This is a genomic window from Mesorhizobium sp. WSM4846 (genome assembly GCF_055811415.1).
Genome location: NZ_JBVVPZ010000037.1, coordinates 53,952 through 65,510 on the forward strand (window position 1 = coordinate 53,952; position 11,559 = coordinate 65,510).

The window sequence follows — 11,559 nt, forward strand, 5'->3', positions numbered from 1 at the left end:
GTGAATTCAAGATATGCTGAAATCGGCGATCCCGCCTATCCGACGCTTCTGATCCAGACCAGCATCTCGCCGGGATCGCGGTTGTCCCAGGCGAAATAGGGAACGGCGGTGATTTTTGCTTCCTCAACCGCCGGCGGTTCGGTGCGGTAGAGGCCGTCGTCCCAGTTCTCAAACGCCTCTTTCCTGGCCAGAACCGAAAGCGTCACGACGCCGCCCAACAGGTTCGGCTGCTTATGCGCCTCGATGTTTGCCGCGCGTGGCAAGGCAATGCGGTGCAGCTGGCCGGCATTGTCGGTCTCCTCGACGCAATAGATCAGCGGACCGCGGGCCAACGCGACGCGGCCGATGTCCTGCCGCACCTGAGGGTTGGCATAGAGCTGGTCGATGGCCATTTCGAGATCGAGTTCGACCTGGTCTCCCTTGCGCCATTCGCGCCGGATCGCGGCATAGCCGTCGCTGGTTACATCCACCAGATCGACCGCCTGCCCGTTCACCTTGAGCGCCGCCTTGCGGCACCAGGCCGGCAGGCGCAGATGTAAGGTAAATGTCGTCGGCGCCTCGGGTTCGATCGTGATCGAGACCGCGCCGTCCCATGGATAGTTGCTGGTCTGGCGCAGCTCCATTTGCGTTCCTGCGATATCGAAACGAGCCGTGCTGTTTCCATAGAGATGGACGGCAAGGGCATCGTCGGACAGGCCGTAGAAATAACTGCCGATCGAGGCGACCATGCGGCCGATATTGGGCGGGCAGCACGGGCAGCGATGCCATTTCCAGCGGTTGTGCTTGCCCCGGCTTTCCAGCGGATTTTCATAGAAGAACAGCGAGCCGTCGAGCGACAGGCCCGAAATCGAGCCGTTGTAGAGCGCCCGCTCCATCATGTCGGCGTAACGCGCGTTGGGGCCCATGCCGAGCATGCGGCTCGCCCAGAACACCAATCCGACCGAAGCGCAGGTCTCAGCATAGGCGGTTTCGTTGGGCAGATCGTAGTCTGATGTAAAGCCCTCATTGTGCGACGACGGTCCGAGGCCACCGGTGATGTAGAGGTTCTTGGTGGTGAGGTCGTCCCACAGCCGGTCGAGCGCCGCCCGCAGCGTGTCGTCGCCATATTCGGTCGCGATATCGGCCATCCCGGAATAGAGATACATCGCCCTCACCGCATGGCCGACGACCTTGTCCTGCTCGCGCACCGGCTTGTGCGACTGGCTGTATTCGTAGGTCTTGAAATGATAGGCTTTTGGGTCGGCGCCGCGGGCACGCGCCTCCTCGTCGAAATAATGCGGCTCAAGGCCGCGCTGGTCGATGAAGTATTTGGCCAGTTCCATGTACTTCTGCTCGCCGGTGACCCGCGCGAGCTTGACCAGCGCCAGCTCGATCTCCTCATGGCCGCAATAGCCTTTCTTCTTGCCGGGCTCGGCGCCGAAGGTCTCGGCGATATGGTCGGCATAGCGGCACATGATGTCGAGCAGCTTGCGTTTTCCCGTCGCCTGGTAGTAGGCGACCGCGCCCTCGATCAGATGGCCGGCGCAGTAGAGCTCGTGGCAGTCGCGCAGATTGGTCCAGCGCAGGCCGGGCTGGATGCGCTGGTACCAGCTCGACAGATAGCCGTCCGGCTGCTGCAGTCTGCCGTACATGTCGATGACGGCGTCGATCTTCTTCTCCAGCGCGTCGTTGCGGCGGCGGTACAGCGAGTAGGCGGCGGTCTCGATGGTCTTGCCCCAGTCGGAGTCCCAGAACATCTGGGTCGTCACCGTCGATCCTGTGAATTCGTTGCCGGCGGTGGCTGCTTCGTCCGGCGAAGGTGAGTGGAACGGAATGACGACGCCCGGCGATGGCCGGTCCGGATCGATCTGCTCGAGCATGCGCGCCTCGACGCAGCGATCATAGAGGATGCCGGCGGTCGTGGTGGCGACGGCATCGGCACGTTCGCCCCAGAAGCCGCGCACATCGACCTGCGGCACCGGCAGCGGGCGGAAGGCGCGTTTTGGCTTGTCCGACTTGCCGGTTTGGTCCATCTCGGCAGCCGGCTTGGCGGATTGCGATGCGGTCATCAATTTACTCCGATTCGGTTCGATTGGTCACTTCACGGCCCCTGCCATGAGGCCGCGGATGTAGAACCGCTGCAGCAGCAGGAACAGCACCAGGCATGGCACCATCATCACGGTGACCCCGGCCTGCACCGCACCCCAGTCGATGGCGCCGAAGCGGCCCGACTGCAGCGCCGTCATCATGATCGGCAGCGTGAATTTGGACTGGTCGGTCATCAGCACCAGCGCTGCCAAGAACTCGTTCCAGGCGCCGAGAAATGCGAACAGCGCGATGGTGACGATGCCCGGCCAGACCAGCGGCAGCATCACCCGCAGCAGCATGGTGACGTTGTTGGCGCCGTCCATGCGCGCCGCTTCCTCGATCTCGCGCGGCACCGCGTCAAAAGCGTTGCGCATCATGAAGATCGAGAACGGCAGCTGCAGCGTGACATAGACGCAAACCAGCCCGGTCAGCGTGTTGTGCAGGCCGATCTTGGTCAGCACCAGGAAGATCGGTGTCAGGATCGACTGGAACGGGATCATGATCGTCGACAGGATAAGGACGAAGAGCAGGTTCTTCAGCGGAAAGCGGAAGCGCGAGAAACCGTAGCCGGCCAGCACGCTGACGATCACCGACAGCACCACCGTCATGACCGAGACATAGATGCTGTTTTGCGCCGGCAGCCAGAGACCATCGCCGAAGGTGTTGAGCGTGGCGTAGTTCTCGACCGAAAAACCCGTCGTCGGCCAGGGCGGCAGCGGCGGCTGGCGCGATTCCTGTGCCGGCTTGAAGGCCGAAAGCACGGTCCAGACGATCGGCGCCAGGAACAGCAGCGAGGCGACGATGCCCGTCGCGTGCTCGGCGATCTGCATGCCGATGCGGCGTTTGCGGCTCCTTGCCTGCGCCATCAGTCAACGCCCTCCGGTTGGCGCAGCAGCCGCAGCTGGATCAGGCTGAGCGCGACCAGGATGACCAGCAGGACCATCGACAGGGCGGCGCCGTAGCCGAGCTTGAACGACACGAACGACTGGTTGAAAATCCAGTAGACGGCGGTCAGCGTCTGGTTGCGCGGTCCGCCGCGCAGGATGATGTAGAACTGGTCGAAGGCGAGCACCGAGCCGGCAACCGACAGGATCAGCGCCAGCGCCAGCGTGCGGCGCATCAGCGGCAGGGTGATGGCGCGAAACCGCGCCAGCGGCCCTGCCCCGTCGATCATCGCCGCCTCCTGCAGATCCGGCGGGATCGATTGCAGGCCGGTCATCAGGATGATCATGGTAAAACCCGCCACCTTCCAGACGACCATGGCGATGATCGACCAGAACGCCGGCTGGAACGTCGCCAGCAGGTTGACCTTCTTCTCGGTCAGGCCGAGCTCGAAGGCGGCCGGGCTGAACAGGCCGGAATCGACATTGAGCAGCCACGACCACAGCAGGCTGGCCGAGGCGAAGCCGATGACGGCCGGCATGAAGAACGACGTCCGGTAGAAGCCGGTCAGCGGCCGTGGCCTTTCGATGAACAGTGCCAGCGGAAAGGCGACTACGAAGATCGCGATGGTGACGATCACCGTATAGTAGCCGGTGAATTTGAGCGCGTTCCAGAACCTGGTGTCGCGCAGGATCGCCCAGTAATTGTCGAGGCCAATGAACGAGTGCGCGCCCATCAGCGGCCAGTTGTGCAGCGACATCCACGCCGTCATGCCAAGCGGAATGATGAAGAAGACGACGACCAGCGCGACGGCCGGCGCGACATAGAGCAGGCCGACCCACTGCCGGCGGCCGGCGCCGACCAGTTTGCGGCGGGAGGTTGGGGTGGAGATGGCTGCGATGGAGGTCATGCCTGCTCTCTCGTTAGCGCTACGTCCCCCTCCCCCTTGAGGGGAGGGTCCGGCCGAAGGTCGGGGGTGGGGTCGCCTGTGCAGCGCGCCGACGCAAAGAGAACGTCGAGCACTGCCGCGACGACCCCACCCGGACCTGCGGTCCGACCTCCCCTCAAGGGGGAGGTAAGCCGGCGCTTACTGCTGCGGTGCCGAATCGATGATCGACTGCATGGTTTCCTGCGCATTGGCGATGGCGCCATTGACGTCCTCGCCGAAGAAGACCTCGTTGACCATCTGGTTCCACGGACCGTTGGCGGAGTTGATCAGGTCGTTGAACACCACCGAATAGGGCGTGCGGCCCTTGGCCATGGCCTCGGCGGCGATCTTGTAGCGCGGGTCAAGGTCTTTCAGCGCCTCGTTGGCGATGTCGCCGCGCACCGGCAGGCTGCCGTATTTCGCCAGGATGGTCTGGCCCTCCAGCGAATAGGCGAAGTCGAGGAACTCCTTCACCACCGCGATTTTCGTGGTGCCCTTGGTGACGACGAAATTGTCGCCGCCGGCAAAGGACGACCAGCCGCCATCCTTGCCCGGCAGGAAGGTGACGCCGTAGTCGATGTCCGGGTATTGCGTGTTCAGCGCGCCGATGGCGAAGGCGCCGGACGGCGAGATGCCGATATTGCCGGCGGCAAACGCCGCAAAGAAGTTGGAGCCGGTATCGGTCTGCGCGCCTGCCGGCACCAGGTCCTTCTTGACCATCGACCGATAAAGATCGATGGCGCCGCGCAGCTGCGGGCTGTCGAGCGTCGCTTTCGAGCCGTCCTCGGTGAGGATGTCGCCGCCCGAGGCCCAGATCAGCGGCGTGAAGGTGAAGATGTTGCAGCCGCCGCAATTGCCGGAGAAATAGAAGCCTTTGATATCGCCGCCAAGCGCGTTGACCTTTTCGGCATAGGCCTCGATCTCGGCCCAGTTGGTCGGCCCCTTTTCAGGGTCGAGGCCGGCCTGCTTGAAAAGTTTTTTGTTCCAGATCAGCACCGAGCTATCGGCGGAGAACGGCAGCCCGTAGATGCGGTCCTTGTAGGTGCCGGTTTTGACGTGCGCCGGCGACAGGCTGTTGAAATAAGGCAGCGATTTCGCCCAGTCGGTGATGTCCTCCAGCTGGCCGGCGGCGGCGAAGGACGGCGTGTAGATCAGGTCGAGCGACAGCGCATCGGGCGCCGTGCCGCCGGCGGCGGCAGCGCCGTATTTCGGGATGATCTCGGCATTGGGGATGATGTCCAGCTTGATCTGGTTCTCATGTCTCTTGTTGAAGGCATCGACGATGCGCGGCATGAAGTTCGAGCCGTCGGCGCGAACCCAGATGTTGGCGGTCTCGGCGGCGGCGGACGGAAAGCTCAGGATGCTCGCGGCAATAGCGAGCCCGGCAATCATAGTTCTCATGGTTCTCCTCCTGATGGTTCTGCTTAGGCCGCGCTCCCCGCACGGCGTCTTAATCTCAGCCGTCCGGTGGACGGCCGCATGACTGACGCACCACCAGCCGGCACGGCAGTTTTCGGATGCCCGGCTCGGCGGGTTCGCCGCCGACGAGCGAAAGCAAGGTGAGGCCGGCCTCGCGCCCGAGTGCCGCCAGGTTCATGTCGACGGAGGTCAGCGGCGGGCGGGTTGCCTCGGCGACGATCTGCCAGTTGTCGAAACCGATGACGCCGACATCGCCCGGCACGCCAAGCCCGCGCTCGCGCAGCGCGTCGATGACGCCGCGCGCGATCTGGTCGTTGCCGCAAAACACGGCATCGGGCTTTTCGCCCCCGCGCTTCGACAGCTGACCGTCGAAAAGCGTCTTCACCGCCTCGTGCCCCCACGCTTCCGACCACGATCCGAGCAATGGTTCCATGACCGGCAAGCCTTTCTCGGTCAGCACGTCACGATAGGCCTGTGCCCGCGCGTGCACCACCGCAAAACTCGCCGGCCCGCTGACATGGGCGATGCGCCGCCGGCCAAGCCGCCAAAAATGCTCGACCGCCAGGCGCGCACCGCCGGCATCATCAGAGACAAAGGCGATGGCACCGGGATCGGGCTGGGTGAAGGCGTAAATCACGGGAACGCCGAGATTGGACAAGTCGACCGGCAGGTGGCGATCGATGCGCTTTCCAGTTGCGATGATGCCGTCGACACGCTTGTCGAGCATGGCATCGACATGCAGCTGGCCGAGGCGCTGGTCGTCCTCGACATTGCACAAAAACACCGAGACGCCCTTGTCGACCAGCGCATCCGAAATGCCCGACATGACCGGCAGCGAAAACCGGCCATAGGTGTCGTTGGTCAACAGGCCGACGGTAAACGAACGCCGGCGCAACAGGCTCTGCGCCAGGCTGTTCGGGCGAAAGCCGAGCCGCTGCGCAGTCTCGCGAATGCGCTCGCGCGTCTCGGCTGTCATCCGCCCCTGCCCGTTGAGGGCTTTTGAGGCCGTCGCAACGCTGACGCCGGCGGTGGCGGCCACCTCACGGAGGGTGACCGGGTTTTTGGCGGGCGCTGGCGAGGCGTCGGAAACCATGGTGCGCGGCGAGTTCCTTGGTTGGGAAAAGGTTTTCTCTAATCACCCTGCGAGACGCCGACTGGTGAGGTCAGCAGATGCAAGCTGATTTGGGAAAAGGTTTTCTCAGAGGGAGATTAGGGGAAGGTGGTGGGGATGGCAAGAGGGGATGACAAGCAGGCGACGCGGTTGTTCGTCAATGACCGCCTTGCGCCATTTCCAGTCAGCCAGATGCATACTCGCGGATGACCGCAATGGGCCGAGAGCAGACCGGCAGCTTTGGGCTGCGAATATTCAAGATCGGACATTCAGGTTGGTGTGGGCATCGTCGTAACCTGACCCGAAGCGGCCGTCCAACTACTAACGCTTGATGTCGTCTGCGCTTGCTTCCAGCCGAAGCTTGGGTGTTCCACCTTATCCGGTCCGCCTGAACACCGAGCTCTATAGTTCATGCCAAGAATTGCAGCGCTCAGTTTCCCTAGCTGCGGCTGGTCGACCAGGCGAGCGCGGTAGAAGGCGACGATCCGGGCGCGGGCGCAGAGCGCCGTACCCGGGCCGCCCAGGGTCAGTGTCCGAAACTCAGGCCTACTTGATCTCCCAGGACGCCTTATGGTTGACCACGCGTCCGATTCGACCGCCAACCGTTTCGTGTAGCTGAGCCGGGGTGTAGGGGGCCTTTCCAGTAATTCCTTTGTACTTTCCTGTGCCCCCGACGATGTAGTGGTTCTGGTTATCGAACGTTGTGAAGACGTTGTCGCCGTCTTTGTCGGTTTCGACACAACTGCCATCGAAGTTGAAATCATCCTTGATCATCGTCCAGTGCCCAAGGCAGTGCACCGACATGTCATGGAACGGGCCATCCCCTTTGACGTTACGCGTGAGACCGGTGAATTCGTCTATTCCCCCTGTGCCAACGCCGCTGTCCACTTTGGCCACGGTCTCGAATACGTAGTAAGTATCGTATTCCGCCTCTCCACTTTTCGGGAAGTCTGCTGCAATTACGGGAACCGAGCACAACGTAAAGAGAGCCACTAGCGATGTAATTTTCATGGTAAACCTCCACCGTAGAGCCGGGCTGCCACCCCGGCTGCGTGCCGGGGCAGGCTCGCCAAACATCCAGTATAAGTCCGCAAAACACGTCTAAGCAACATGTCCGCGCGTGTATTCGGGCGTCGAATTCGCGAATTCAACTACAGCCCTTTGATCTGGCTGTTGAAGACCCTAGTTTGGGGACAGGAAAAAAGACTGGTCTTCCGCCCGATGCGGATCTTGTGGCATGGCCGAACGATGCGTTGGGTCGGCTTGGGCCGTTGCGCAAAGGGAAGGTTCGGAGAAGCGCCGCGAATGACAGGTTATGGCGCAAAGCTGACAGGCCGTTTAGGGGACCGGAACCGGAATGTCGGGCTTCTAAAGCCGATGGCAGAAAGCGGATACGCTGTGGCGGCATTTGAGGGCACGTTCCTGCTCTTGATTATTGCCAGTTAACTGTGCGCGCAAATCGGGAAAATGGAAGGGCCGGAGGCAGGAGCACGGCCTCAGGCCGAGGCGCTAATCAAGCGGGTCGGCAATGATCGCGAAAAGCTCAATACGGCCTGCAGCGAAACTAAAGAAGTAGTCGCGCGTTGGACGCGGATAACGCTATTTCGTCTCTGGAGTATGGTTTAGGTCAGAGTGGTCAAGCCAACGTCGCGTAAGGCAATCAATGGGTCGAGCGCTAGTCAAGCGAAGTCGCCCGCTCGTGACGAGGTCACTTTAGCGCCGCCCGCTTTCCGGCCGGTCCAGCTCGCAACGCTCGTGGACACGGTCCCTGCCGGCGATCGTTGGATCCATGAGATGAAATACGACGGCTATCGTATTCTCGTTGCCGTCGGCGGTGGCGAGGCGCGAGCCTACACACGATCTGGTCTGGACTGGTCTAGCCGTTTTCCCTCGATCCTCTCCGAGGCTCGCAAGCTCAAGGTGCGCTCCGCCCTGATTGATGGCGAGGCCGTGGTTGTCGATGCGGAAGGAAGATCTAACTTCCAGGCGCTTCAGAATGCATTGAAGGGTGCCCCGGCGACTATCGACTTTTATGCGTTCGATCTGCTGCAGCTCGACGGCGAAGATCTGACAAGGCTTCCTCTTCTTGAGCGCAAGGCGAAGCTGGAGGCGATCTTGCCTGCGAAAAATCCGGTCCTTCGTTACTCCGACCATATCCTCGGCCGCGGAGAAGAGCTGCTCGATCGCTTCTGCGCAGCCGGCCTTGAGGGCGTCATCTCAAAGCTCGCGGATTCGAGTTATGTGGCGGCCCGCGGCGCAAGCTGGCTGAAGATCAAATGCATCAGGCGGCAGGAATTTGTGATTGTCGGCTGGACGCCGTCCGACAAGGTCCGCGCGTTTCGGTCCTTGATCCTTGGCGTTCATGACGGCGGCAAGCTGCGTTACGCCGGGAAAGTCGGCACCGGCTTCGATACCGCTGAACTTCTTCGTCTCTTGATGATCATGGCGCCGCTTGAGCAGAAGGCCGCGACCGTCGACGCACCACGCGCCGAAGTGCGCGGCGCACACTGGCTCCGTCCGAAACTGGTCGCTGAGATTGCCTTCACCGAAATGACAAATGAAGGGACGTTACGACATCCGAGCTATCTTGGTCTCCGCGAAGACAAGAAGCCGGAGGCGGTCGTGCTCGAGACGGAACGTCATGCAGCCGATCTCGCCGCGTCTGCGACAACCGGCATCGCGATAAGTAACCGTGACCGCGTCATCTATCCGGAGTCCAACATTACCAAGGGACAGCTCGCCGACCATTACGCAGCGGTCGCGGCGATCATGCTTCCTTGGGTTGGCAGCCGGCCGATCAGTCTGGTTCGATGCCCACAGGGCCGCGCGAAGAAGTGCTTCTTCCAAAAACACGACGCCGGCAGCTTTGGCGACAAAGTCCACCATGTCGGCATCACGGAGAAGGACGGGCACGAGGAACCATATCTCTATGTCGACGATGCCGACGGACTGATGACTTGCGTCCAGATGGGAACGATTGAGCTGCATGGATGGGGGGCTCGGATCGAGGATGTCGAAAAGGCCGACCGCCTCGTGTTCGACCTCGACCCCGATGAAGGCCTCGATTTTGAGGCCATCCGCGCCGCTGCCTTTCAGTTCCGCGCTATCCTTAAATCGCTGGGGCTTAAGACTTTCCCGATGCTGACGGGAGGCAAAGGAGTGCACGTCATCGCGCCCCTCACCCCTGGCGCCGAGTGGCCAGAGGTGAAGGACTTCGCGTCTCGCCTGGCGCAGGCGGTCGCCCAGAGCGATCCGGCCCATTTCACGGCCGTGTTGTCAAAGGCGCGCCGCAAGGGTCGCATCTTTGTGGACTATCTACGCAATCAGCGCGGGGCGACCGCGATCATGCCCTACAGCGCAAGATCACGTCCTGGCGCCCCTGTCGCGGCACCGATTACGTGGGCAGAGATGAAGACAATAGATGCGCCCTCTCATTTCCACGTGGGCGATGCTCCTGAATTAAAGAAACGCGCAGCCTCCAAAGCTCTGGCGGGATGGGGTCGCGCTGACCAATCCTTGCCCAATCTGTAGCGTCCGACGCGGGAAGAGGCAGTAAAGCCGGGATTTAAAGGGCAACGCGGCGCTCATGGCCTTGCCTGATTGGAACCTGCGGAGATCGGCCTCGTTTGGCTGAAGCCATGGCAAAAATCGATCCGAGGACCGTCGCCAGTCTTTTGAGGGAATACGCGCAACGGGCGTCTATGCGCGACGACAATCCCTATCGCACAAAGGCATACTTGCGCGCGGCAGACAGTCTGACGGCGCTGTCGCAGCCGCTTGATCGGATCATCGCCACCGGCGCCCTCACCAAGATCCCGGGGATCGGTGACGCGATCGCAGACATCGTGACCAAGCTTTACCAAACCGGCACACACCCAAGCCTTGAGAAGCTGCGCGAGGATGTTCCAGCGGGCGTGATGGAGCTGTTTGCCATACCCGGGCTTCGTCCCGATAAGATACTGAAGCTTCATCAGCTGCTCGGCGTAAACTCGCTGGCGGAACTCGAGGCCGCAGCAAGAGAAGACCGCATACGCCCAGTCAAAGGTCTCGGCGCCGCGCTTCAGACAAAACTCCTGCAGAGCCTGGCCATCGTGCGAAGCGGCGAAACGCAACTTCACCTGCACAAGGCCGCCGCTCTTCTCGAACATGCGGTCATATCGGTGAAGCAAGAGCATCCAGAGTTTTCGCGCGTCGAAATTGCAGGTGACTTCCGGCGCGGTTGCGAGCTCGTTTCCGACTTCGCCCTGGTAGCGCAGGGCAGAAAGTCGACTGGAATCGAGGATACGACTCTCAGGCTTGTTGTCACGGACAGGAAGCACTTTGGCGCAAACCTGCTCGAAGCAACCGGTTCGGCAGACCACCTTGAGCAACTGAAGACGTTCGCGGCCGACAAGGGATTCACCCTAAACGCCGACGGGCTTCATCGCGGGAGAAAGCTGATCGCGTCAGCGACAGAAGAAGAAATCTACCAAGCTCTAGACTTGCAGTTTATCGAGCCTGAATTGCGCGAAGGCAGGGACGAGATTGAGCGAGCGGCAAAGCAGAAGCTACCCGCCCTCATTCGGGATGAAGATCTGCATGGCATCCTGCATTCTCACACGACCGCATCCGATGGCACCGAAACGCTTGAGGCAATGGCTGAAGCCACGCGCAAGCGCGGTTTCGAATACTATGGTGTCGCCGATCATTCGCAGTCCGCTCACTACGCAGGCGGCCTTTCGTTGCAGGAGATTGCTGAACAGCACCGCGAAGCTGACCGGCTGAACAAGGCATACAATGGAAAATTTCGCATACTGAAGGGCATCGAGGCCGACATCCTGGCGGATGGCTCGCTCGATTACCCGAATCATATCTTGGAACAGTTCGATTTCGTCGTCGCGAGCGTGCACAGCCTCTTCAAGTTGCCCAAGAAGGAACAGACGGAGCGTATCATTGAGGCGATCGGAAATCCTCGGACGACAATCCTCGGGCACATGACCGGTCGCCAGCTGTTGCGCCGGCCCGGTTATGATCTCGACGTCGACAAAGCCCTCAAAGCGTGTGCAAAACACGGCGTCGCTGTCGAAATCAACGCACATCCTTGGCGACTCGACCTCGACTGGCGCTGGCATCAAAAGGCACTCGATCAGGGCTGCATCTTCAGCATCAATCC

Annotated in this window: 8 protein-coding genes; 2 read left to right on the forward strand and 6 right to left on the reverse strand. The window is 61.4% G+C overall.

From position 1 onward, the window contains the following. Positions 1–35: 35 nt before the first annotated feature. The 6 genes from AC0L15_RS25300 to AC0L15_RS25325 form a co-directional block, all read right to left on the reverse strand. A complete protein-coding gene (locus AC0L15_RS25300) occupies positions 36–2,048 on the reverse strand; it encodes a glycoside hydrolase family 127 protein (protein WP_473497485.1) in 2,013 nt (670 codons plus the stop codon). 27 nt (positions 2,049–2,075) lie between these two features. Further along, a complete protein-coding gene (locus tag AC0L15_RS25305) occupies positions 2,076–2,933 on the reverse strand; it encodes a carbohydrate ABC transporter permease (protein WP_027153854.1) in 858 nt (285 codons plus the stop codon). Further along, positions 2,933–3,859 (reverse strand): carbohydrate ABC transporter permease, encoded by a 927-nt coding sequence (locus AC0L15_RS25310; protein WP_023802293.1) that lies wholly within the window; start codon positions 3,857–3,859, stop codon positions 2,933–2,935. The genes AC0L15_RS25305 and AC0L15_RS25310 overlap by 1 nt, the downstream gene beginning before the upstream one ends. 177 nt (positions 3,860–4,036) lie before the next feature. After that, positions 4,037–5,278, reverse strand: coding sequence for an ABC transporter substrate-binding protein (locus AC0L15_RS25315; protein WP_023802292.1), 1,242 nt, complete (start codon positions 5,276–5,278; stop codon positions 4,037–4,039). Positions 5,279–5,333: 55 nt separating this feature from the next. After that, on the reverse strand, positions 5,334–6,389 hold the full coding sequence (locus tag AC0L15_RS25320; RefSeq protein ID WP_473497488.1) for a LacI family DNA-binding transcriptional regulator: 1,056 nt from the start codon (positions 6,387–6,389) through the stop codon (positions 5,334–5,336). A 564-nt stretch (positions 6,390–6,953) separates the two neighbouring features. After that, entirely contained in the window at positions 6,954–7,418 is a 465-nt protein-coding gene (locus AC0L15_RS25325) for a hypothetical protein (RefSeq protein WP_473497490.1), read from the reverse strand. 621 nt (positions 7,419–8,039) lie between these two features. On the opposite strand from AC0L15_RS25325, the gene ligD reads away from it, so the two are divergent. After that, positions 8,040–9,938, forward strand: a complete 1,899-nt coding sequence (ligD, locus tag AC0L15_RS25330) for a DNA ligase D (RefSeq protein WP_473497492.1) — start codon at positions 8,040–8,042, stop codon at positions 9,936–9,938. Between the two features lie 107 nt (positions 9,939–10,045). Continuing rightward, positions 10,046–11,559, forward strand: a 1,514-nt coding sequence (locus AC0L15_RS25335) for a PHP domain-containing protein (RefSeq protein ID WP_473497494.1), incomplete at its 3' end; no start/stop codon positions are given.